General features: G+C 67.5%; 15 protein-coding genes and 4 pseudogenes. 10 read left to right on the top strand and 9 right to left on the bottom strand.

Going from position 1 to position 24,044, the window contains the following annotated elements:
* Window positions 1–842: 842 nt before the first annotated feature.
* Together V5O46_RS13385 and V5O46_RS13380 are read left to right on the top strand one after the other, a co-directional pair.
* The gene (locus V5O46_RS13385) at window positions 843–4,202 is read left to right on the top strand and encodes a LamG domain-containing protein (RefSeq protein WP_332884970.1); all 3,360 of its coding nucleotides are present in this window, start codon (window positions 843–845) and stop codon (window positions 4,200–4,202) included.
* Window positions 4,203–4,327: 125 nt separating this feature from the next.
* Window positions 4,328–10,780: an RHS repeat domain-containing protein gene (locus V5O46_RS13380; RefSeq protein WP_332884787.1), complete on the top strand. Its 6,453-nt coding sequence runs from the start codon at window positions 4,328–4,330 to the stop codon at window positions 10,778–10,780.
* 748 nt (window positions 10,781–11,528) lie between these two features.
* Here V5O46_RS13380 and V5O46_RS13375 read toward each other — a convergent pair.
* Window positions 11,529–12,194, bottom strand: coding sequence for a hypothetical protein (locus V5O46_RS13375; RefSeq protein WP_332884786.1), 666 nt, complete (start codon window positions 12,192–12,194; stop codon window positions 11,529–11,531).
* A 138-nt stretch (window positions 12,195–12,332) separates the two neighbouring features.
* The gene (locus V5O46_RS13370) at window positions 12,333–13,529 is read right to left on the bottom strand and encodes a helix-turn-helix domain-containing protein (RefSeq protein WP_332884785.1); all 1,197 of its coding nucleotides are present in this window, start codon (window positions 13,527–13,529) and stop codon (window positions 12,333–12,335) included.
* A gap of 131 nt (window positions 13,530–13,660) precedes the next feature.
* On the opposite strand from V5O46_RS13370, the pseudogene V5O46_RS13365 reads away from it, so the two are divergent.
* The 4 genes and pseudogenes from V5O46_RS13365 to V5O46_RS13350 form a co-directional block, all read left to right on the top strand.
* Window positions 13,661–14,434 (top strand): annotated as a pseudogene (locus tag V5O46_RS13365) (RHS repeat-associated core domain-containing protein); the annotation flags it as partial.
* 306 nt (window positions 14,435–14,740) lie between these two features.
* The gene (locus tag V5O46_RS13360; protein ID WP_332884784.1) at window positions 14,741–15,232 is read left to right on the top strand and encodes a hypothetical protein; all 492 of its coding nucleotides are present in this window, start codon (window positions 14,741–14,743) and stop codon (window positions 15,230–15,232) included.
* Window positions 15,229–15,651, top strand: coding sequence for an Imm10 family immunity protein (locus tag V5O46_RS13355; protein WP_332884783.1), 423 nt, complete (start codon window positions 15,229–15,231; stop codon window positions 15,649–15,651). The genes V5O46_RS13360 and V5O46_RS13355 overlap by 4 nt, the downstream gene beginning before the upstream one ends.
* A gap of 439 nt (window positions 15,652–16,090) precedes the next feature.
* A pseudogene (locus V5O46_RS13350) lies at window positions 16,091–16,480 on the top strand (tyrosine-type recombinase/integrase); the annotation flags it as partial.
* A gap of 99 nt (window positions 16,481–16,579) precedes the next feature.
* Here the strand turns inward: V5O46_RS13350 and V5O46_RS13345 are convergent.
* From V5O46_RS13345 to V5O46_RS13320, 6 genes and pseudogenes are all read right to left on the bottom strand, one after another.
* Window positions 16,580–17,032: a hypothetical protein gene (locus tag V5O46_RS13345; RefSeq protein ID WP_332884782.1), complete on the bottom strand. Its 453-nt coding sequence runs from the start codon at window positions 17,030–17,032 to the stop codon at window positions 16,580–16,582.
* 26 nt (window positions 17,033–17,058) lie between these two features.
* Entirely contained in the window at window positions 17,059–17,292 is a 234-nt protein-coding gene (locus tag V5O46_RS13340) for a hypothetical protein (protein ID WP_332884781.1), read from the bottom strand.
* A gap of 289 nt (window positions 17,293–17,581) precedes the next feature.
* Window positions 17,582–17,797 (bottom strand): annotated as a pseudogene (locus V5O46_RS13335) (helix-turn-helix domain-containing protein); the annotation flags it as partial.
* A 35-nt stretch (window positions 17,798–17,832) separates the two neighbouring features.
* Entirely contained in the window at window positions 17,833–18,171 is a 339-nt protein-coding gene (locus V5O46_RS13330) for a helix-turn-helix domain-containing protein (RefSeq protein ID WP_332884780.1), read from the bottom strand.
* Complete coding sequence (locus V5O46_RS13325) at window positions 18,168–18,551, bottom strand: type II toxin-antitoxin system RelE/ParE family toxin (RefSeq protein WP_332884779.1); 384 nt, start codon at window positions 18,549–18,551, stop codon at window positions 18,168–18,170. Before V5O46_RS13325 ends, V5O46_RS13330 begins: the two co-directional genes overlap by 4 nt.
* A 442-nt stretch (window positions 18,552–18,993) precedes the next feature.
* Complete coding sequence (locus V5O46_RS13320) at window positions 18,994–19,440, bottom strand: GntR family transcriptional regulator (RefSeq protein WP_332884778.1); 447 nt, start codon at window positions 19,438–19,440, stop codon at window positions 18,994–18,996.
* Between the two features lie 381 nt (window positions 19,441–19,821).
* On the opposite strand from V5O46_RS13320, the gene V5O46_RS13315 reads away from it, so the two are divergent.
* The 3 genes from V5O46_RS13315 (at window position 19,822) to V5O46_RS13305 (ending at window position 22,881) form a co-directional block, all read left to right on the top strand.
* Window positions 19,822–21,252, top strand: a complete 1,431-nt coding sequence (locus V5O46_RS13315; RefSeq protein ID WP_408648986.1) for a replication initiator — start codon at window positions 19,822–19,824, stop codon at window positions 21,250–21,252.
* A 133-nt stretch (window positions 21,253–21,385) separates the two neighbouring features.
* Complete coding sequence (locus V5O46_RS13310; protein WP_332884777.1) at window positions 21,386–21,574, top strand: helix-turn-helix domain-containing protein; 189 nt, start codon at window positions 21,386–21,388, stop codon at window positions 21,572–21,574.
* On the top strand, window positions 21,574–22,881 hold the full coding sequence (locus V5O46_RS13305; protein ID WP_332884776.1) for a tyrosine-type recombinase/integrase: 1,308 nt from the start codon (window positions 21,574–21,576) through the stop codon (window positions 22,879–22,881). The genes V5O46_RS13310 and V5O46_RS13305 overlap by 1 nt, the downstream gene beginning before the upstream one ends.
* A 502-nt stretch (window positions 22,882–23,383) precedes the next feature.
* Here the strand turns inward: V5O46_RS13305 and V5O46_RS13300 are convergent.
* Entirely contained in the window at window positions 23,384–23,746 is a 363-nt protein-coding gene (locus tag V5O46_RS13300) for a hypothetical protein (RefSeq protein ID WP_332884775.1), read from the bottom strand.
* 164 nt (window positions 23,747–23,910) lie between these two features.
* On the opposite strand from V5O46_RS13300, the pseudogene V5O46_RS32070 reads away from it, so the two are divergent.
* Window positions 23,911–24,044 (top strand): annotated as a pseudogene (locus tag V5O46_RS32070) (IS630 family transposase); the annotation flags it as partial.

Below are 24,044 nucleotides of genomic sequence, written 5' to 3'. Positions count from 1 at the left end.
TGACGCAAGGGGGCGATGTTTGTGGAGAGTTGATCGAGGCGGGTTCAGTGCATGGCGTACTTCCGCCATACGCCACGGGGGACGTTCCGGGCAGGCTGTGACAATCCTGTGGGCGGTGGGGAGAGTTCCGCTTCACCGGTCAATGGCGTGGGCCGCTGGAGGTGTTGGTGTTTGCAGTGGTGCCCGCATAGTGATCTCGCGGTGTCGCGACGGTTGCCCAAGCGTGATCGCGCCACGTACAACCCCCGCCAAACGTAATGATCACCACATCACCTTCCTGTGGTTGGCATGTTGTTGTCCGTTTCCTGCCCGTTGACCTGCCGTTCTGCCGAGGCTTGGGTTGCTGGCGGCAATTCCTGTGAGCTTTCTGGGTGGGTGTGGCGGAGATGTGGATCCGGTCGAGGGGTGGGGACTCTGCGGCGTCCGGAGCGGACGGCGGCACCGGAGGACAGGACCGCCCGGACCGCCCGGACCGCCCGGACCGAAGACGGTCCCGGCGGCGGACCGCCGGGCTGACCGCGGCGGTCTGCGCCGCGGTGGTCGCCACACTGGTGCCCGGCCCGGTGGCCCTCGCTACCGACCCGGAGCCCGCCACGGCGCCGTTGTCGGAGGGGCAGCAGGCGCTGGAGGAGGCACAGAGGACCGGCCGGCAGGTCGAGGTGACCCGCGAACGCACCGAGCGCACCACGGTGTTCGCCAACCCGGACGGCGCCACCTTCACCCTGGAGGAGTCGTCCGTCCCGGTCCGCGCCCCGGCCCCCGGTGGCGGTTGGCAGGCACCGGACGCGACGCTGGTGAAGCGGTCGGACGGCACGGTCGGCCCGAAGGGCGCGGCCGTGGAGATGACGTTCTCCGGCGGCGGGGACGAGGACCCGCTGGCCAGGATCGAGGACGAGGGCCGGTCCCTCGCCCTGGACTGGCCGGGCAAGCTGCCCGTTCCGACGCTGGACGGCCCCAGCGCCACGTACCCCGACGTCCTGCCGGACGTCGACCTGAAGCTCACCGCGACGCCGGAGAGCTTCCAGCACGTGCTGGTGGTCAAGACGCCCGAGGCGGCGGCCAGTCAGGACCTCGAGAAGCTCACCTTCGGCCTGAAGACGGAGCACCTCCACGTTCAGGAGGGCGCCGTGGGCAACCTCGCCGCGGTCGACGGCAACGGCGCCACCGTGTTCCGGGCGCCGCCGGCCCGGATGTGGGACTCGGCGGGACAGGACGACACCGGTGGTCCTCAGCCGCAGATGGTCACGACGGCGGCGACCGGGGACGGCGCCGCCACCGACGGCCCGGTGGATCCGGCGGACCCGGCGGACCCGGTGGACCCGGCGGATCCGGCGGACCCGGCCGAGACCGCGCCGTCCGGCTCTGGCCTGGAACCGGGCCAGGGCGACACGGTGACCCGTATGGACGTCGAGGTCGGGGACGACTCGCTGTCGGTCGTCCCGGACGCGGTGATGCTCACCACCACCGACGAGTCGGTGTTCCCGCTCTTCATCGATCCGACCGTGAGCTGGAGCGAGTCGGAACGCACCCTGCTGCGCAGCGACGGCTACGAGTCCTACGGCTGGGGCAACGGGGACGACAACCGGGGCAAGGGCGTGGGCAAGTGCGGCACCTGGAACGGCTACAAGTGCGGTCCGGGGTATGTGCAGCGCCTGTACTTCGAGTTCTCCCCGGCCAGCCTGAAGGGCAAGAAGATCCTGGACGCCACGTTCCGGGTGACGGAGTCGTGGGCGTTCCAGTGCAAGGCGCGCGTGGTGGACCTGGTGCGCACGAACAACATCTCCTCGTCCACGACGTGGTCGTCGCGGCCGAAGGAGCTGGACTGGATGGTCGACCGGTCCGTGTCGGCCGGACGCGGTTCGCTGTGCGACCCGGACTCGCCGGTTGCGGCGATCGAGTTCAACGACAATCCGGGGGAACCCAACGAGAACCTCACCCCCACCGTACGGGACTTCGCGGCCGGCAAGTTCTCCCGGCTGACCCTGCAGCTCCGGGCCAACAACGAGTCGGACACCTCCGCGTGGAAGCGGTTCCGGAACGACGCGGTGCTCGCAGTGGACTTCGTCGGGCTCCCGGACAAGCCCACCGACGTCGGCCTGCAGGGCGGCGGCAGCAGCAGCGCGCCGGTGTGTGAGCCCAACGCGAGCGACCCGGCGATCGTGTCGGACCCCACGCCGACGCTGAAGGCTACGGCGCAGACGGAGTCGGGCGGCGCGGACGAGGCCCAGCTGCGGGTCTACTTCGACATCGACGTGCAGAACGCCGATCAGACCTGGACCGACGTCACCCCGCCGGCCAGTGGCTCGCTCAGCCCCACCACCGGCTACGTCGGTGACGATCGCGCCCTGTCCATGAACTGGTCCAAGCTGACGGACGGCAAGCTGTACCGGTACCACGCGTGGACGTGGTCGTACTACGGCTCCAACCACCTGAGCAGCGCGGCCTCCGACGGCTTCTGCTACTTCCGGGTCGACTCCGAGCCGCCCAGGCCACCGCAGATCACCATCGACGGTCCGTACACCGAGTGCACCGCAGACGCCTGTGTGGCCGGCGGCGGGCCGGACGTGACGGCGACGCTGAGGTTCAAGCCCGCAGCCGGGGACACGAACACCGCCTACCAGTACAAGCTGTCGTCCGGTGCCGCATGGTCGGCCGAACTGACGGGCGCGACGGCCACGGCGGAGATCACGCCCACTCGTGGCGGTCTGTACCGGGTGTACGTCCGCGCGAAGGACAAGCTCGGCTGGGGCGGGCAGTCCGTCACCGACTTCCTGGTCGACTCCGGTGACGAGCCCGTCGGGAAGTGGCACTTCGACGAGGAGTCCGGGGTGGCGGTCGACTCGGCCACCGTCGACGGCCGCGACGACGCGACCCTCTTCGGGGGAGCGGCACGGGACGACCGCGGACGCCGCGGTGTGATCACCCACGACGCCGACGGCACTCTGCTGGGGACGCCCGTCACGGACCAGGGCCTGGCGCTGAACGGAACGACGGACTACGCGGCCACCAGCACCGCTGTGGTGGACACCCGTGCCTCGTACACGGTCTCCGCCTGGGCCGTGCTCGAGCCGGGCGTCGCGCGCAACCAGACCGTGCTGGGCCAGGACGGCGACGTCTACAGCGGCTTTTACCTCACCTACCGGGAGGCGGACAAGACCTGGACGCTGAGCACCTCGCCCAAGGACGCCACGGACGGCAACATCGGCGAGCAGAAGGTGACGGCCACCCAGCCGGCCGCACGCGGGGTCTGGACGCATCTCGCGGCGGTGTACGACGCCGAGGACCAGCAGATCCGCCTGTACGTGAACGGTCGGCTGCAGGGCAGTGACACCGTCTCCGCGGTGTGGGCGGCCGAGGGGCCGATGCAGATCGGCAGGGTGTGGTGGCGCGGCAACTACACCGACTACTTCGCCGGTTCCATCGACGAGGTCACCGCCTGGCAGCAGGCCCTGTCCGACGACCAGATCGCCGACGAGGCCCAGCCGATGAACTCACCGAACCGCGCCGCGGTGGAACTCGTCGCGGACTGGGCGGCCGAGCGGGGGAGCGGCACCACGGTCCCCGACACCATCTCCGGCTACGGCCGGTCCCTGTCCCTGACGGGCGGTGCGGCACTGGACGGCGAGGCGATGGTCTTCGACGGGACGGACGACGCGGCCACGGCGTCCGGGCCGGTGGTCGACGACACCGGCTCTTTCACGGTCACGACGCTGGCCGCGCTGGACTCGGAGAAGCTCGCCGCCAAGCCGGTCGGCTACACCGGCCAGGTCGTGGGCCAGCGGACGGCCGACGGGTCGGCCTGGGGCATCTGGTACGAGCGGACCGGCAGCACCACCGTCTTCGACGAGGAGACGCTGGAGGACAAGACCGTCCCCGAGGGCTACTGGCGCTTCGGCAGGCTGAACGCCGACGGGACCTTCTCCGCGGTGACCTCCGAGCAGAGCGCTGCGATGGGAGGCATGGTCCGCCTCACCGGTGTCTTCGACGCCGCCAAGGGAACGATCAGCCTCTACCTGAGCAACGGCCAGAACGGGGACTCCACGGCGTTCACGGCGAAGGTCGGATCGGGCGACTTCGCCGTCGGCAAGGGCCTCTCGGACGGCACGTGGCGACACCACCTGCCCGCCAGGGTCGCCGAGGTGCGCGTGTGGGCCGGTGCGATGGCCACGTTCGAGCAGGTGGGCGAGACCGTGGGCGACTGAGGACAGCCCGGTGAGGACATCCCGGCGGTCCTGATGTCCTCACCACACCGGCCGATGGCAGACGCAGCGACGGCCCGCGTCAGACGAGCGGACTTCTTTCTCAAGGGACTGGGTGGAGCACAACCATGGTCTTTGGCATAGGCACCTCAAGGCGATCGGGTGAGGGAGCGCGACGCCGCGCGAGCCGCCTTCTGGGCCAGTCGCTCGCCCTGGCCCTCATCGTGCCCACGGGGCTGGCACAGGTCGCCCAGGCGGCGGAACCCGGCGGCCTGGGCCGCCCCGATGTGCCGAAGTCCCCGGTGACCAAGGTCAAGGCCTTCGACGGACCCGGCGCCAAGAAGGCACGGGCCAAGGTCGCCAAGGAGCGCAAGGCCAACGCGGCGCAGGCCGAGCAGGCCGACGGAGACCGCAAGGCCCGGTGGCCCGAGCGCGGCTCCGCATCGCTCACGCTCGAGCAGGGCTCGGACCGCACGGCGAAACCGGGCGGCATTTCCGTGACCGTGAAGCCGGCGCCCTCGCCCACCTCACGCCCCGCGGCGGACTCCCCTGCGGCGGCCGGTGACGCACAGGTCACGGTCCTGGACCAGCAGGCCGCTCGGAAGGCGGGCGTCACGGGCGTGCTCCTGACGGTCGCGGCCGACACCCCTGGCCCGGCCGACGTCAAGGTGGACTACTCCGGTTTCGCCTCGGCGGTCGGCGGCGGCTGGTCCCAGCGGCTGAAGCTGGTGCAGCTGCCTGCGTGTGCGCTGACGACACCGGACAAGGCAGAGTGCCGCAAGCAGAGACCACTCCCGTCGCACAACGACATCGACGGCCAGAACGTGACCGCCAAGGCCCACCTCGACCGCTCGACCCCGTCCGGCCCCTCCACGCAGCTCATGGCCGAGGCGGGCACCGCCGTCTCCGGCGCGACGGTTCTGGCCGTCACCGCCGCCGCAGCAGGCTCCGGCCAGTCTCCCAAGGGCACGGGCGACTACTCGGCGACGAAGCTGTCGGCGTCCTCCTCCTGGGAGGCCGGCGGCAGCTCGGGCTCCTTCACCTGGTCCTACGACTTCACGCTGCCACCCGCCGCGGCGGGCCCGGTGCCCCCGCTCTCGCTGTCCTACGACTCGGGCAGCATCGACGGCCGCACGGCGACCACGAACAACCAGACCACCACCGTGGGCGAGGGCTTCACCCTCACCGAGTCCTACATCACCCGCAGCTACGGCAGCTGCGACGACGACGGCCACGACGACGTCTTCGACCAGTGCTGGAAGTACGACAACGCGAGCCTGGTCCTCAACGGCCGGTCCACCCGGCTCATCAAGGATGACGACAGCGGCCAGTGGCGTCTGCAGAACGACGACGCGTCGAAGGTCACCCGGTCCACCGGCGCGGACAACGGCGACAACGACGGCGAGTACTGGACCGTCGTCACCGGCGACGGCACCAAGTACGTGTTCGGCCTGAACAAGCTGGACGGAGCCGGCGCCCAGCGCACCAACTCCACCTGGACGGCGCCCGTCTTCGGCGACGACTCCGGCGAACCCGGCTACTCGGGCGGCAGCGCCTTCGCCGACCGCGCGCTGACACAGGCCTGGCGCTGGAACCTGGACTACGTCGAGGACACCCACGGCAACGCGGTCACGTACTGGTACACCAAGGAGTCGAACCACTACAAGAAGAACAAGGCGACCAAGGCCGACGCCTCCTACACCCGCGGCGGCTACCTGAACCGCATCGAGTACGGCCTGCGCAAGGGCGCCCTCTTCACCGACAAGGCCGACGCCAAGGTCACCTTCACCTACGCCGAGCGCTGCACCGCCGAAGACTGCTCCAGCCTGACCGAGGACACCGCGGAGAACTGGCCCGACGTCCCCTTCGACGCGATCTGCTCCAAGGACGACGACGACTGCAACGCCGCCGGCCCCTCCTTCTTCACCCGCAAGCGGCTGACCGGCGTCGACACCTCCTCCTACAACACCACCAGCGACGCCTACGACCCGGTGGACTCCTGGGCCCTGAGCGGCCGGTACCTGGACGGCGGTGACATCGGCGACAGCTCCGACCAGGTCCTGACCCTGGAGTCGATCAAGCGCACCGGCAAGGCGGGCGACACGTCGATCACAGTCGACCCCGTTCGCTTCACGTATCAGATGCGCCCCAACCGGGTCGACGCCACCGACGACATCCTCCCGCTGACCCGCCCGCGCATCTCCACGATCACCACCGAGACCGGCGCCATCACCGATGTCACGCTGTCCGCCCCGGAGTGCAAGCGCAGCGAGGTCCAGGGCGCGGCGCCGGACACCAACACCCGTTCCTGCTATCCGCAGTACTGGCACATCAACGGTGCACAGAACGCGTCGATCGACTGGTTCCACAAGTACCGGGTCCTCGCCGTGGGCGTGCACGACGCCGCCGCGAACAACCCTGCCGTGGAGTACGCCTACGCCTACAGCGGCGCCGCCTGGCACCACCAGGACGACCCGTTCACGCCGAAGGACGAGCGGACCTGGTCCGACTGGCGCGGCTACCGCACCGTCACCGCACACACCGGCGCCGCAGGGGGCACCCGCTCCAAGACGGTCACGCGCTACTTGCAGGGCATGCACGGGGACAAGAAGCAGGACGGTACCACCAAGTCCGTCACCGTCCCCCCGCTGCTCGACACGGACGTCGACTTCGGTGCGGCGTACGACAGGGACCGCTGGAAGGGGCAGCCACGCCAGACGGTCACCTACAACGGCAACCAGCCCATCAGCAGCGAGTTCTACAGCTACACGTACAAGAACACCGCCGGCCAGACGGTTCCCGACGCCGCCGACCACGTCGCGCTGTGGGTCAGGAACACCACGACCTACACCAGTACATACCTCACCGCCCCCGACGGCTGGCGGACCCACGCCACCACCAAACGCTACGACGACCTCGGCATGATCGAAGCCGTCGACGACTGGGGCCAGGGCGGTGTGGGCGGCGACGAGACCTGCACCCGCACCTGGTACGCCCGCAACCCGGACGCGGGCATCACCAGCCTGGTCTCCCGCACCCGCACCGTCGCCAAGCCGTGCTCGGTGTCCGACGCGAGCCTGAACCTGCCCGCCACCAGCAACACTCCGGGTGACGTCCTCGCCGACGCGGCCGTCGTCTACGACAGGACCGACGCCACGACCTGGCTCGCCAACCAGAAGCCCACCAAGGGCGAGGCCACGTGGACGGGCCGCCCCACCGGCTACACCACCACGCCCGGCCCCGACGGCCAGCGTCTGCCCGCCGACTGGCAGACGACCGCAACCACCACATACGACACGCTGGGCCGTCCCGTCACCGTCACGGACACCGCGGGTGAGACGACCACCACCGCCTACCGCCCTGCTGAGGCAGGCCCCCTGACCAGAACCCTCACCACCAACCCGAAAGGCCACTACTCGGTCAGCTACCTCGATCCGCGCCGAGGTCAGCCACTGCGCACCTACGACACGAACGCCAAGAAGACCGAGCAGCAGTACGACGCGCTCGGCAGGCTCACCGGCGTATGGCTGCCCAACCGGTCGAGCAGCAGCCAGGGCCCGAACGTCAAGTTCGGCTACCACCTGGACAACAGCAAGCCGTCCTGGGTGTCCACCGGAACCCTGACGAACTCGGGCACGTACAACACCGGTTACACGCTGTACGACTCCCTGCTCCGCCCGCTGCAGACCCAGTCCCCGACCCCCGAGGGCGGACGGGTGCTGACCGACACCCGCTACGACACCCGCGGCCTCGCCTACGAGACGTACGCGGACATCTTCGACAGCGCCAGCACCCCCAACGGCACGTACACCCGGGCCGAGTACGGACATGCCCCCACCCAGACGGAGACGGATTTCGACGGCGCCGGACGCCCGACCACGAGCACCCTCTACGTCAACGGCACCAAGAAGTGGGCCACCACGACCAGCTACACGGGTGACTCCACCGCGACCACTGCGGTCCAGGGCGGAACGGCCCAGCGCACGATCACCGACATCCGCGGTCGGACCATCGAGACCCGCGACTACGCGGGCACGAGCCCGGCAGACCCGGCATACGGCACCGGCCCCGGCCCGACGTACACATCCACGAAGTTCACGTACGGCCTGGACGGCCGACAGAAGACGATCACCGGCCCGGACGGTGCGACCTGGTCCTACGGCTACGACCTCTACGGCCGCCAGACCAGCGCCGACGACCCCGACAAGGGCGCGGCGACCACCGAGTACAACGCCCTCGACCAGGTCGTGAAGGCCACCGACTCACGCGGCAAGTCGATCCTGAGCGCCTACGACGAGATCGGCCGCCCCACCGCCACCTGGGCGGGCTCGAAGACCGACGCCAACCAGCTCACCGGCTACACGTACGACACGGTTCTCAAGGGTCTGCCTGCCACCTCCACCCGCTACATCGGCGGCAAGACGGGAGAGGCCTACACCCAGGCGGTCACCGCCTACGACAGCATGAGCCGCGCCACGCACACCGAACTGCGGCTGCCGGACAGCGACCCGTTCGTCAAGGCGGGCGAGTCCGCCACCCTGCAGTTCGAGACGCAGTACAACCTCAACGGCACGGTGAAGCACACCGGGGACCCGGCACTCGGCGGCCTGGAACACGAGTTCACCGAGTACGGCTATGACGGCCTGGGCAACCTGACCGAGATAGGTGTCTACCTGACGGACATCGACTACTCGGCCCTGGCGGAGCCGCGCCAGCTCACCTACGGCACCAACGACAAGGTCTACGTCAACAACGACTTCGAAGCGGGCACCGGCCGCCTGACCCGCAGCTTCGTACAGGACGAGACCCACCCCTACCAGCTGCAGAGCCTCAACTACACCTACGACCAGGCCGGCAACGTCACGTCCATCAGTGACCCCACCACCCTGGGCGGCACCAGCAGCGCCGAGACCCAGTGCTTCACCTACGACGGCCACCGCCGCCTGACCGAAGCCTGGACCCCCGCCTCCCAGGACTGCGGCGACGAACGCGACGCGAACGCACTCTCCGGCCCGGCCCCGTACTGGACGAGCTACACGTACAACACGGCAGGCCAGCGCACCACGGCCACCGAGCACACCAGCACCACCACGACGAAGACCACCTACTGCTACAAGGACCCCGACCAGCCCCACGCCCTGACCGGCACGACCACGGGGACGGACTGCGCCACCCCGGAGCGCATCTACGCCTACGACACCGCCGGCAACACCACGAAGCGCCCGGGCGGGTCCACCGGCACACCCCAGACGCTGGCCTGGTCGGAGGCGGGAAGGCTGGCCCGCCTCACGGAGGGCGGTGAGTCCACCGACTACCTCTACGGCGCCGACGGCACCCTGCTGATCCGTGCCACGGAGAACGGCGAGCGCGTCCTCTACGCAGGGGCCACCGAGCTCCACCTCCGGGCCGACGGCACGACCTGGGCCCAGCGTTACTACGCCGCCGGCGGCCTCGTCGGGGCCCTGCGCACCAACGAGACCGGCGACAACAAGGTCACCTTCCTCTTCGCCGACCACCACGGCACCTCCCATCTGGCCGTCGACCGGATCGGCCAGGCCTTCACCAAGCGCCGCACCACCCCCTTCGGCGAGGACCGCGGCACGCCCGTCCACGGCCCCTGGCCCGACGACAAGGGCTTCCTCGGCAAGACCCACGACGCCAACACCGGCCTCACTCACATCGGCGCCCGCCAGTACGACCCGACCCTGGGCCAGTTCATCAGCGTCGACCCCCTCCTGCAAACCGGCATCGGGCAGACCCTCAACGGCTACAGCTACGCCGCCCAGAACCCGCAGACCGTCGCAGACCCCACCGGCCTCGGTGTCCCCGGATGCCACACTGGCGAAATCAAGAACTGCCGCAACGGCGTCCCTGTCAGCAGCGGCAAGAAGGCCAGCAGCGGTAGCGAAGGTCCGGTCCGCGCCTGCCGCTGCGGAACACGCCCCCCACTCGTCAAGGGCATGAAGACCACCGGCCTCGGAGGAATCCCGGGGAGCCGCGATCTCGACCTGCCCTCGACTCCGGCTCCGAAGGGCTGGCTGGAGACCACCTCGCGGCCGAGCTCCGGCACCAAAACCAACATCAGTCCCGACACCAAGCCTGAGACTCAAAAAAACTGGTTGGGTAAGTTGCTCGACGTCGTCGGCATCGGGAGTGAGCCCAATACGTGGGGCGGCTGCCTAAGTGTTTCTGGAGGTGTGGGACTCATGGGGAGTCTGGAGGGCTGCGTCATGGTGAGTCGGAACGCCGATGGTGAATGGGATCTCGGCGTAACTGGTTCACCGGCGATCTCGGGGGTCGGTGCGGGCCTGTCCGCTGACCTCACCGGGCTGAGCAGTAACGCTGACTCGCTGGACCAACTTCGGGGTTGGGGATGGGACAAAGAGATCTCCGCCCACTATGGTCTCGGAGGCGTCGCCAGCCATGAATCCAGCTTCAATCTCGACGGCTCGTGGGTAAGGAATAGCAAGGGTGAACTTGTATGGGCTACGCAGGTCGGTGGTGGACCTGGAATCGAGGGCGGAATTGAAACGGGCGTCAACTACACATGGGGTTGCTCGCTGCGGCTAGGCTGCAGCTAGTGTACTCGTCGTCGTCAGCCCGAAGGTTTGACGCCTCTCGAGCCGACGACCCTAGTCTCCACAATAGTAGAGGTTACTTCATATGTTCATTATGCCCCTAATCCTCGGGCTCTCCTGCTTGGGTTTCGGTGTCGCAATTGTGGCCAATCATCGCGGACTCAGAGACCGGCTGGAAGCGTCCCCTATCAATCTCGCCCCAGGAGACGGAAGGGCTACTGGAACATTCAAAGCCGTCGGTGTAATGGCAATTACACTAGGAGTTTTCATGACTGCTTTCGGTGTCGTTTTCGTGATCCTTTCGTGAATTTCCGTATCTGCCTGTGAATTCGCAGGTCGCCTGAATGGGTGTGGGTGAGGTGCCCTTTTTGTTCGCGCTCATATTTCTTGTCGTGGGTCTTGGATTCTTAGCTGCTGGAGTCCTCGTGTTGCTAGGCGGGAGGATTCCAAGAGTTCTGGTACGGCAGGATGTGCTGGCAAAGTCGACAGTCGCGGCTCGAATCGTTGGTAGCCCGTTCTTCCTCGGGGTTGCCTGGATCTTTATCGGGCTTTTTGGTCTGCTGTTTGGAGCCTGCTTCGTGATCTGTTTGCGGGTCGAAGGATGACGGCGTAGTTGGTGATCCGTACCAGGTGTCCATTTGACAGGCCGGGAAATGTGAGGCGCCCTTCTGCTACCGGGACGTCAAACTCCCCGAACCCGCTGAATTCCCAGGGTCAGCCGGTTGTCCCCGCTGTTCCTTCGCGAGCGCAGTCAGCGGTAAGCATCTGGGCGTGAGTCGTCCTGTTCGCCATCCGCGTCCTTCAGGTGGTCCGCGGCGTCGGGATCGTCATCAGCGGGTGTTTGTAGGCGTGCGCCGCGGCTCACGGCGATGCGGTGCACGCTGCCGAGGGCTTCAGTCAGTTGGACTGCCAGCAGATGCAGCTCGCCCGGCGTCCATTGTCGCTTCTCCAAGGCGTGCTTGGCCTCTTGGAGGAGTTCTTCGGCAAGGCCGAGCTGAGTTGCCTCCATGCTGTCGGCGAGCCGGGACAGGTATCCGGTCCCGTCGCCTGAGAGATAGCACGGCTTGCCTCCGGGCTCGGCCCACGGCAGCAGGCGCAGCTGTCCGGTACCGCTCTTACATGCGGGGACCTCCGCTGCGTGGATGAGCCGGTGATCGATGTCGATGCCGCGCACAGCCAGCCGGAGCGTTCGACGGCGGGCCTGCCGCTTCTGCTCCTCCCGTCTATCGTGCGCGGCCAGGTACGGGCGAACCAGCCCGGCGTCCTCACCGCGCAGTACGGGGGCGGCCGGTGCGGGCGATACGGTCGACGCCTCTACAAGGCTGGCGGACGGGTGATCAGGTCTGCGATGGCGGCCCGCTGCCGGCCGGAGCAGCCGGAGCAGCGGCTCGCAGATGCGGGCGATACGGTGCGGCACGTCGACGCTCCCTGTCAGCATTGGTCATGCCCTCGGACCGTTCGCCCGGTCGCGGGGGTCCTGATGAGACGTCAGCCTGCCGATCGGTGATGCACTGCAGTTGCACCGAAGAGTGCAACTCCTCCCGCCGGAAATCCGCTATATCCCGACCCACTCTGCATACTGCGCCAGCGAGCCGCTTCGCGTCCGCTCCTGCCTCTTGAGGGCGAGCACGGTCTCTCGCACGGTCGGGTGGTAGCGGGTCTGCTGCGGTGCGGTGCGCCGTGCGTGGTACAGGCAGTCCAGTGCCTGTTCCAAGCGCCCTGACCAGGCGTGGGCCCGGCCGAGGTCCATCCAGTGGTGCCCGGCGCGAGACCGGGTCCAGCCGCGAGGGACGCGTACGTTCTCGGCGAGTTCGATCGCGCGCCCGAAGTCGTCGGCCTCTGAGGCGATGGCCACCGCGTGCACCCCGACGTTGACCGGTCCCCAGGTGACGCCGAAGTCGGGCAGCTCCCCTGTGGTCTGGGCAAGGGCACGGGCCTCGGCCAGACGCGCGTCCGCATGGGATCGGTCCTTCATCCGCCCGGCGATGGTAGCGGCGCGCAAGTGCAGCATGCCCCGCATCGCCTCAATGCCCGCAGGGCGGCGCGAGTCCTGTCCGTCGAGGTCGCGCAGAGCACGGTCGACGACCCGCAGACCCAGGTCGTAACGCCCCGACGACAGCGTGGTCTGCGCACGCAGGAAGGCATGCATGGCGGCCAGCCCCGGCTCGTCGGCGTGCGGCGCGGTCCACGCGAGCCGGTCCAGGGCGACGGTCGCGAGGTCGAGGAAGCCGAGCTTCCAAGCCACGGTGAACACACAACGGAACGTCTCCGCCAGGCACTCGTAGGCCAGCCGCTGCTCCTCCCCGGTACTTGTGTGCACTGCGTGCACCGACTCGTCGATCAGCACGGGCAGATCGCGCACCATGTCCGTGTACTGCGCCTGCCTGCGCTGCTCCAGAGCCCGCTGGACATCCACCCAGATCAACGCGGCCGGGCGCGGAGCGGTCTCCCAGTCCAAGGCGATGTCCCAGTTCTCCAGCCCCTCACGGATCGGCTGGATCAGCGAGTCCATCCGATCCCTGCGGAGTTCCTCGGCGTAGGGCTGCCCCAGCAGCTCGGACGTGGAGACTCCCAGCACGCGGGCGCAGGCGGCGACGAGAGCCGGGGAGGCGGGCTTCTGCCCGCACTCGGCCTTCGACAACAGCGACTTCGACACGTGCGCCCGCATCGCCAGCCCCTGCTGCGTCAGACCGCGCTGCTTCCGGATGCGGGCGATCCGAGCGCCGGTGTGCTCCTCGATGCTCTGCGACACGGCGAACTCCGTTCTGCGGCAACGCTTCGACGGTACCGTTGGCACACGGCCCCGGATCAGCCGAACGGTGGACTCTCGTACGCCGTGGCGGTGCGAACTGTCCGTCAAGGGCTTGATGACCGAGCCCGGCCGACCAGCTCCACGCTCTGACCGGCACGACCACGGGGACGGACTGCGCCACCCCGGAGCGCAGCTACGCCTACGACACCGCCGGCAACACCACGAAGCGCCCGGGCGGGTCCACCGGCACACCCCAGACGCTGGCCTGGTCGGAGGCGGGAAGGCTGGCCCGCCTCACGGAGGGCGGTGAGTCCACCGACTACCTCTACGGCGCCGACGGCACCCTGCTGATCCGTGCCACGGAGAACGGCGAGCGCGTCCTCTACGCAGGGGCCACCGAGCTCCACCTCCGGGCCGACGGCACGACCTGGGCCCAGCGTTACTACGCCGCCGGCGGCCTCGTCGGGGCCCTGCGCACCAACGAGACCGGCGACAACAAGGTCACCTTCCTCTTCGCCGACCACCACGGCACCTCCCATCTGGCCGTCGACCGGATCGGCCAGGCCTTCACCAAGCGCCGCACCACCCCCTTCGACGAGGACCGCGGCACGCCCGTCCACGGCCCCTGGCCCGACGACAAGGGCTTCCTCGGCAAGACCCACGACACCAACACCGGCCTCACCCACATCGGCGCCCGCCAGTACGACCCGACCCTGGGCCAGTTCATCAGCGTCGACCCCCTCCTGGAAACCGACAAACACCAGACCCTCAACGGCTACAGCTACGCCGCCCAGAACCCCCTCACCTTCTCCGACCCCTCCGGCCTGGGCCTCGCCTGCGGCTCCGGCGGCAATCCAGGGTGCCCCACCCGCCACGACGGAACAGCAGGAAACGGCCGCCCCAACGAGGGAGCCGCCCCGAAGAATCTCTGTGTTGCCCCTTGCGGAGCAGTGTCCGGAACCGCTGCTGTGGAAAGTAGCGGCGGGGGACGCTTCGGTTCCTGTTCAGTGCTTCAGGGAAACTGCACGCACGATGCACTGAGTGCAGCGGCAGTAGAGGGGCCCGGTCCACTTGAAGCGGTCATTACTGGCCTAGCATCGAACGCTGTTTACGCCCTCGACGGCACGGCCTGGATGTGGGACGACGGATGCTGGGGTGACGGAGGGTGGGGCCAGCCCGGCTTCGGCTTCGGTCCCGGATACGACGAGCACATGGCCGAAGCCGGTATCAATACGGCGAGTGGCTATTATCTGGTCCCTGGTATTCTGGCTTCAGTTTTCGCCCATAAGCCGATGACTGCGTCAGGCAAGCCTACCTACGGAGACAGGAAAGCGCGGGACCGGAAAGGTTCCATAACAGGTAAGACCATTACGAAGACACACTGGGCCAGGGTGGAGGTGACCCGAGACGGTCAACTGGTCGTCAGTTATAGCCTGAGAAGCGGCAGCATGAGCAGCGGGGAGAGTCAATCGAAGTCCCATACGGAGACTCGGGTGATCCGAATGTCTGGTACCACCAGCATGGACATCAATGGGGATCCCTACTCAAATCTGGCACCCATCAAGTCGGGCGACAGGGTAACCATTCATGGACTGAATCCACCATGCCAAAATTGCCAGGCGCGCATGGAGCAGGCGGCCCGGGAGCTGGGGGCGACTTTCGTGTACAAGCAAGGTAAGAAAGAATGGTGTTGGGGCAAATGACTCACCCATCCCCCTACTGGACGATCGCGGCACTAGTCGTCGGGGAGGCAGTTCCTGGTGCGACTTTCACCGTTTTCATTGGTGACGGGGAAGATGCGGAGAGCGACGGCTATTACTTTGACTTCCAGCGTCGTCTGAGTGACGAGGTGAAAGAACAAGACGTGAGGAACGAGACCGACAGTTACTGCGTCGTGAACGAGAGCGGAGGTGTGTACTATGGCGGCCTTGAAGAAGTTTCCTTGCTGCAGGATGTCCTCTGCCTACGCTTTGACGATGGAGCAGTTGAAGCACTAGGCTTGCCCTCTAACGTCGTACCGTTGAACATCGCCTCCGGCATCGACATTCATGAGATGCGGGCCGGCCTGAGAAGAGTCATGTCGTACGGAAACCCTGCCAAGATTCCGAGCATGAACCTTTAGCGGGTCTTCGAACTTAGCGGGGGTGCGGCGGTGATGCGGAGGACGCTGGCTTCGAGGTCCTCGACATGAACGACGGCAGAGGGCCAGGGTTAACCGGCGCCACCGCGTACCAGGTGACCCATTATGCCCGGTGGTGAACGGCGGGGCGAGAAATGGCGCCAGCGCCAGCCCCTGGCGACGGTCGCGACGCAGTAAACTGTACTGCGAGCTGTAACGCGCTGGCGGGAATCTGACTGAGGCCGAAAGTCAGGTGAATAGCGAGAAGCCTCGCCAGAGTATTCTGGCGAGGCTTCTGCGGTTCTTGACTGCAACGTCGGCGGACGACGGCTGCGGCGGGTGGGTCGTCAGGGTCGTCGTCCTGACCTGAGAAAGCAGAGACTCAGAGGCCCAGTCTGTCACGGGCGGAACCGACGTATTCGCGCCTGGTCATATCGGTGAGTTATACTCCCTCAAGGAGCACAAGGAACGGCAGGACAAGGGACGCGAGACGGCAGGGCCGGACTGGAAAGACAGCGGCTTCGTCTTCACCACCCCAACGGGCGGACCTCTCGACCCGGCCAACCTCACCCGACGCTTCCGCAGCTTCCTCGACCGATCCGGGCTCCGGCGCATCCGCTTCCACGATCTCCGCCACTCGACCGCCACCCTGCTCCTGGAGCAAGGCGTTGACCTCGTCGTGATCAAGGAACTCCTCGGCCACGCTCACATCGGCGTCTACGCGCACGTCCGCCTCCGCCTCCAGCGCCAAGCCATCGACACCCTGAACGACGCCCTCAGCTGGACCAACGAGGCCCCGGACGACCCGCCCGCCTCGCCAGTTGTCCGCTGACGTTGCCGTCATCGCTGCCGTCAAACGGCACAGGAGCCCCATCGAGCGTAACTCGGTGGGGCTCCTGTTTTCAGCTCTTCTGTGAGGCGATAAATCCGATCAGCCCGATCGAACGAGGTCGGCAAGTTCGATTAGATACCTGTTAAACCTCAAGTCGCCATGAGCGGAAAAAAGCACCTCAAGGGCTGACTGAAGAGCCCCGATTGGGGCCTCCTTCAAGTCACGCAGAGAGACCGTTGAAACCACACTAGAAAAGCTGTAGGAGAGCTCCACCACATCCCCGACCCTCATGGCTGTAATCGAATCCTGAGTTTGCGAAGACTCCACAACTGATTCACCGGACGATACGACTTCACGGCACAGTTGAACAAGCATCAGGACAAAGTCCACGACGGGGAGGCCAGGCGTCCTCAATTGAACCTCGTTACACCCATCACCGATCACTACGTCGGAGCTGAAGTAGCGAAAAGTTAGGTCATCGGCCGTTAGCATGCGGGCCGAGAGCCCCGACAGGCCATCAGCATCCCAGGATGAATCGTCGGTGCGAGGCATGAATGTAAACGAGATCATTTCATCCCCTAGTACATGAATTTCGGCATCGCGGTGACGAAGTTCCCCGCACCATCAACGGCGATCCTCATTCCATTCTGGCCCATCGCACCGACTTCCACGTCACCGAAATCGTAGTCGATGTAATATCCGCCGCGAGGGTCAGACTTAGACCTAGGAACCTGCGTCCCGTTCTTGATCGCCTCATCCACCATCCTCCGGAATCGAGTCTTGTCGATGCCATCGGCAAATACATTCTCCACCTTTCCGGCCTTATGGTAGGCCCCTCCAGGTGAATGCTGGTCCCAAGCGTGGTCAAACTGCCGGGTTCCTACAATGCAGTTTGCATTGTGAACCAGAACCGGCGTGGCCCCCGCCAGCACATAGTACGTGTGCTACGCAACCCCGCCCCACCTGCGGTTTCGCAGGTCATCAGCGGTTTCGTGCTCCGCCGACGTCCGTGGCTGTGCCCTGGCGTTCGCGCTTGTTGCCGTCACTACTGCCGTCAGTGGTCTACACCGCCTGGGGAATTCCAGGAATTCCGAATGCGTGTCAAGCGGCTTCGTCGTGCGGGGTGAGGCTGATGGTCAGGTCGGCGCCGAGAGCCTGAGCCAGGCGGCGCAGGAGGGGAAGTGTGGGCACGGTCCCGCCGCCTTCGAAGCGGGAGATCTGCGGCTGTTTCATCCCGCACCGCTCGGCCAGCTCGGCCTGGGACAGCCCGAGCTCGATGCGCCGGTCGTGGACGAGTTGCCCGAGCTCACGGGCGAGCGCGGAAGGCGGTTCCTGCATGGTTCCTCCCCGCCTCAGGCCGCTGGGGCGACGATGGTGACGGTGGGCTCGTCTCCGCCGGCGAGGTGCACGTCCACCGTGAGGTCCAATGCGCGGGCCAGGCGCATGATGACCGCGATGGGGGGCAGCTCGGTGGCCGTCTCGATGCCTTCGATGTCATCGACGTCGACGTGCATGCGCTCAGCGAGGTCGGCCTCGCTCAGGCCCAGCTGCTTACGCCGGTCGTAGACGGCTTTGCCCAGGGTCATGGCGAGGCCGGCCTCTTCGTAGACCCGGTCGTACTCGGGGTCAGCGTCCAGGTGTTCGCCCAGCATCTGGCGGTGGCGACGGGTCCTCCATTCGCTGTGATTCACCGGTTCTCCTTGAGATTGCGGCTGTAGAAGTCGTGCTCGGCAGCGGCTTCATGCTCTGCCTCGCACAATCGCTGTGCGGCGTGGGCGCGGTCCACTTCGGCCTGCTCGCGCATCTTGGTCTTGCGGAACACGGTGAGCAGCACGACACGGCGGTCGGGTGCGAGCCAGTAGGTGATGCGCTGGTGAGCATCGCCGAGGCGGAAGCGCAGCTCGCGGAGCTTGCCGCCCAGGTGGCGGGAGTGCGGTTCGTCGAGCGTGGTGGGCTGCTCGGCGAGCAGGTCGGCGACGCGTTCGGCCTGCTTGTAGTGCTGGGCGGGAATGTTCTCCAGCCACAGCCGTACCTCCGGCTCGATCTCGATCGAGTACCGCCCGCTGTCCATAGCGCCGATGATATATGGGCCGGGCTGGTGCGTCGCCCAGTTTGGCGGCGCGAGGCCGGGGCCGGAGGGGCCGCCGCGAGGGTGGGCCGCCGGGGCATCACTCCCCCACTGGAGGTGGTGCCAGCCACCGCCCTCGGTGAGCCTGCGCGACGCATGTGAAGGGTCGGCCCCATGGTCGGCCCTTGCCTGCGATCCGGCCGTAGGACGGTCGTAGGCGATAGCTTGCTCTGCCAGGAGCCCTGCCGGTCATCCCGGTGATCTGGCCGGTTGCCGCTCCCGCAGCCCGGCTGCCGCGTCGGCTCGGTGTCTCCAGTAGCGCCTGATCGCGGGAGCAGACGGCGGGGCCTGTCGGCAACGGCGGCCAGCCTTGGCGGGCAGGCCCGCCTTGAACCTCGTAGAGAAAATCTGAACGCACGCCCCGGAGCCCGTCTGGCGCGGCGGGTCAGTGGCCCTGCGCGTCGCCGGGCGTCTCCAGGGCCTGGACGCGGTGACGGAGGTCGGCGATCTCCTCGACGGCGTCGGCCAGGGCACGCTCCAGCGCCTCGACGCGGGCCGCCGTTCCGACTGCGGGTTCGGTCACCTTCCTGCCGTCTTGGTCATCAGCCTCGGCCTCACGGCCGGGGTGGTCGCGGTGGGTAACGAAGGCGCCCTTGCCGGGGCGGGAGACCGCCCACCCGTCGTCCTTCAGCACGGTCATAGCCTTCTGCACAGTCAGGCTCGACGCTCCGAACTCCCGCATCAGCACGGCCTGCGTCGGCAGCGGATCTCCCGGCCGCAGACCGCCTGAGCAGATCCGCTCTCGCAAGGTCTCGGCGATGACCTCGAACGTCAGCTGCACCCCGCCGCCCGCCGGCCTGCGCCCGCGTCGCCCCACCACCACGCCGGTCACCCCCGCCTTTCCGTGCCCCACTACCACCGGATTTCGGCCCGTCCAAACCCGGAAACCGGCCTCACACTACCCGCGTCCCACCCACCCAGCAGAAAGGAATCAGGAGGGATGCACTTGAATGCGCCGGTGAGGCGATGTTAACGTCACGCACCCGCCGGTGATCACCACCGCGCCCCGCCGACCAACCCCCGGTCCGGCCCCCGCGCGCACTCCGAGGCGCCCCGTTCATCTGTGAGCCGACGACTTCGGCCTGCCCACACCACCTCGCGCGTACCGCTTCCGCGCTCCCGCCGAAAGGCCCCGTTCCGCATGCCCGCACAGCTCTCACTCCCGTACCCCGCCAACGCCACGACCGCTTGCCGGCGGTCGTCTACGTTCGCCATGCCGACCGCGCCGCCGAACCCGGCCACCGCCGCGCCTGCGGGTGGGCGGTCGGCGCTGGACCGCCGCGCCAGGCTCACCGCCAAGCTGGCCAAGCTCGCCGCCACCGGCCAACTCGCACCCCTCGCAAACCAGATAGCCGGACTCGGCGGCTGCGCGCACCCGATCCGCCTGACCGGGCACCGCACCCGCCTGGACAGCGCGACCGGTGAGATCCTCGGCCACTTCGACTCCAGTCGGCTCCCGGCGGGCGAACTGCTGGTCCGCTGCGGCAACCGCCGCGCCACCCGCTGCCCCGCCTGCTCCACCGTCTACCGCTACGACACCTACCAGCTCATCGCCGCCGGACTGCGCGGCGGCAAGACCGTCCCCGCCAGCGTCGCCGCGCACCCGCGCGTGTTTGCCACCCTCACCGCCCCCGGCTTCGGCCCCGTCCACAACCAGCCCGACACCGGCCCCTGCCGCTGCGGCCATTCCCACCCGGACGACGACTCGCTCCTGGGCACGCCGCTCGATCCCGAGCGGTACGACTACGCGGGCGCGGTGCTGTGGAACGCGCAGGCTCCGGCCCTGTGGGCACGCTTCACCACCCACCTGCGGCGGGAAATCGCCAAGGCCGCGGGGCTGACGCAGCGGTCCTTGCGCGATCACGCCACGCTCTCCTACGCCAAGGTCGCCGGGTACCAAAAACGCGGCCAGGTCCACTTCCACGCCGTCATCCGCATCGACGGACCCACCGGCCCCGGCAGCACCCCGCCCGCCTGGGCCACCACCCAGCTCCTCGACCACGCGGTCCGCGCCGCCGCCGCTCGCACCCGCGTCCACCACGAGGGCGAACCGCCGAAGCAACGGCAGCCCGTTGGATACGTCTCCGCGTCCCCGCCCCAAGGCTCAGATCAGGCTCGGCGGTTGGTGTTCCGGTTCGGACGGCAGATCGACGTCCGCGCGATCCGCGGCACGGACTTCACCGGTGGCGGCCCGGTCACCGACCGGCACGTCGCTGGCTACATCGCCAAGTACGCCACCAAAGGCGCCGAGACCACCACCGGCACCCTCGACCACCGACTCCGCTTCCTCGCCGAACTCGCGGGCCTCGACATCACCGACCACGCCCGCCGCATGATCCACACCGCCTGGCACCTCGCCACCCGCCCCCAGCACGCCCACCTCCGCTTGCGGCATTGGGCCCACATGCTCGGCTTCCGAGGCCACTTCTCCACCCGCACCCGCCACTACTCCACCACCCTCGCCCACCTCCGAGCCGAACGCACCGCCTGGCGAACCCGCCGACCCGACCCCCAGACCCCATCCCCGGTCACCACGACATCACCGGTCGGCGCGTGGACTCGGACACGACGCTGGTCATCTCCCACTGGCAGTACGCCGGAACCGGCCTCCTGCCCGAACTCGAACACCTCGCCCACCTTCTGACCGCGACACGACAGACCCGACCTGCGCAACCGACCCGAACCCGGCGCTCCGACCGCGCCGGTCACTCCACCGGTCACTTGGTCGGTCACTCCACTGATCGGCTGCCCCGCGCTGTCCGGACGGGGGCCCTCGCGTGACCGCCAGCACCGAACTCCTCACCGTCCCCCAGGTCATGGAACGCCTCCAACTCGGCCGCACCGCCGTCTACGACCTCCTCCGCACCCGGCAACTCCCCTCGATCACCCTCGGCCGCGCCCGCCGCATCCCCGCCCACTCCCTCACCGACTTCATCCGCACCCACCTCGAACAGGAAGCTGTCTGATGGCCACGCCTCGCGATACCCCCGCCTCCCGCCGAACCCGCGCCAACGGCGACGGCACCGTCTACCAGCGCAAGGACAGCCGCTGGGAAGCCGCCGGATACGTCCTCGCCCCTGGAAACACCCGCCGCTGCATCCGCGTCTACGGCACTACGCGCAAGGAAGCCCTGGCCAAGCTCACCGAGAAGATCGCCACCAGCAATCGTGGCCTCCCTGTGCCCTCCGCACAGGGCAGCGTCGGCGCGTACCTGACGTACTGGCTGGCGAACGTCGCCGTCCACCACCTCCGCGAGAACACCCACACCCGCTACACCGCCTGCGTCGACCGGTACCTCGTCCCCGGTCTGGGCAAGAAGAAGCTGGCCAAGCTCACTGCCAAGGACGTCCGCACCTGGCTCAACCAGCTCCGCACCACCTGCCAGTGCTGCACGCGCGGCATCGACGCCCGGCGCGACCAGCCCCGCTGCTGCGCCGCCGGCCAGTGCTGCCACAAGCCGCTCTCCCCGCTGACGCTCACCTATATCCATTCCGTCCTCAAGTCCGCCCTGGAGCACGCCGTCCGAGAGGAAGAGATCCCGCGCAACGTCGCCCGCAACGTCCGCACCGGCACCCCACGGCCCCGACGCTTCGAACCCCTCACCGCCGACGAAGCCCGCCACCTCCTCACCGCAGCGCGCGGACACCGGTTGCGCGCGCTGTTCGAACTCGCCCTCCACACCGGACTCCGCAAGGGCGAACTTCTCGGTCTGCGCTGGGAAGACCTCGACCTCGACGCGGGCACCGCCGCAATCCGCCGAACCTTGCAGCGCACCAGCGCAGGTGGGCTCACCACGCTGCCCACCAAGACCCGGGCCTCCGAGCGCCGTATCGCCCTCCCCACCCGCTGCGTCCAGTCGCTGAAGCTCCACCACGAGCAGCAGCAGCGCGAGCGTGAGGCCGCGGGCACGACGTGGCGGCACGACGGGCACGTGTTCACTACGGTGCAGGGCCGACCGATCGACCCGACCAACCTCACCCGCGCCTTTACCACGCTCCTCCGCAAGGCCGGCCTCCGCCGCATCCGCTTCCACGACCTCCGGCACTCCACCGCCACCCTGCTCCTGGAACAGGGCGTCGAACTCGTAGTGATCAAAGAACTCCTCGGCCACGCCCACATCGGCGTCACCGCCACCGTCTACGCCCACGTCCGACTCCGCCTCCAGCGCGACGCCATCGACACCCTCAGCACCGCGCTCGTCAGCCGGGAGACCACCAAGACGGCACGCTCCGACGGCGACGAACCGCCACCCTGCGCCTCAGTCGTCCGCTGACGTTGCCATCAACTACTGCCGTCAGACCGCGCAGAAGCCCCGTCAGGACGCACCTGACGGGGCTTCGCTTTACTTGCGCGAACCTTCAACAACTATTCGAATAGCTCCGCCTCAAGGCGATATTCGCGTCTCAAGTCCTCCACCAGGCGCCTACGCGCAAATCTCACCACGCCGCGCGCCCACCAGGATTCCTCAGGGATCCTTGGAAACGCATCCGGAAGCAGGAGTGCACGGAATCTTGAGTCTACCGCTTCCACTTCTGCGCGAAGTAGCACAAGCTCGGGAAAGCTTTGCAGTTCCGCAGAACCCATGGCCCTCGCCAGAGAATCCCTCGACGTCAGATCATTGAAGTAGTCTTCGGCGTCACCCCGATAACCCTGTTCGCACTCTTCGACGAACGTCCTCCAGCGGGACAGGAGCGCCTCCGGCTCGACGTCACGCCACCGACCCGACTCCCTGACAAAGCTAGAGAACGCGTTGCGGAAGTTCTCAGTACCGTGAGTCATCGGGCCGCCTCCCGCTGGAAGTACGCGAGCGGATCATCTGGCCGGAAATAGGTAGTGATGGTATTTCCGTTCCTCATTCCTATTCTTCCCTGGGAATCCATTCGAATGATGACGCCATCACTTCTGACAGCTTCACGAGCGGCGGCAGGGCAGCTACCGGGACACATCAGCGCCTGCGCGTCCGCGACGTACCTTTCAAACCCATCATCCGTGTCATATTCCGGCATATCAGGCCTACGGGTGGGGTTTCCGGAATCATCGAGACCCAGGACGTGCTTGTCGTACTTCTCGTCCGCAACACCAATCTTGAAGTCGCAGTTGCTGTTGTGAACCAGGACCGGCGTCGAGCCCGCCAGCACATAGTACGTGTGCTACGCGGTTCCCCTCTACTTGCTTCTTCGCAGGTCAGCGCGTGATTTGCGTTCCGCTGGTGTCCGTTGTTGTGCGTGGAAATCCGTGATTGTTGACGCTGAGGTTGAAAGGGTGGGGTGACAGTCGGCGTTGGCGGTGCTACATCCTCGTCATGAGGTACGCGGATGGCGGCGGGCTGACCGCGGCGGGGCGGGCGAAGCGTGAAGTGGTGCGCTTTGAGGCCGTGGAGATGTTCGGGCAGGAGCTGCGGCCGCCGGAGGTGGCCCGCAGGTTACGGCGGCGTAC

The organism is Streptomyces poriticola (genome assembly GCF_036689765.1).
Classification (GTDB): Bacteria; Actinomycetota; Actinomycetes; order Streptomycetales; family Streptomycetaceae; genus Streptomyces; species Streptomyces poriticola.
The sequence above is the reverse complement of the archived record's forward strand: the minus strand, read 5'-3'. Positions and strand labels throughout refer to the sequence as shown.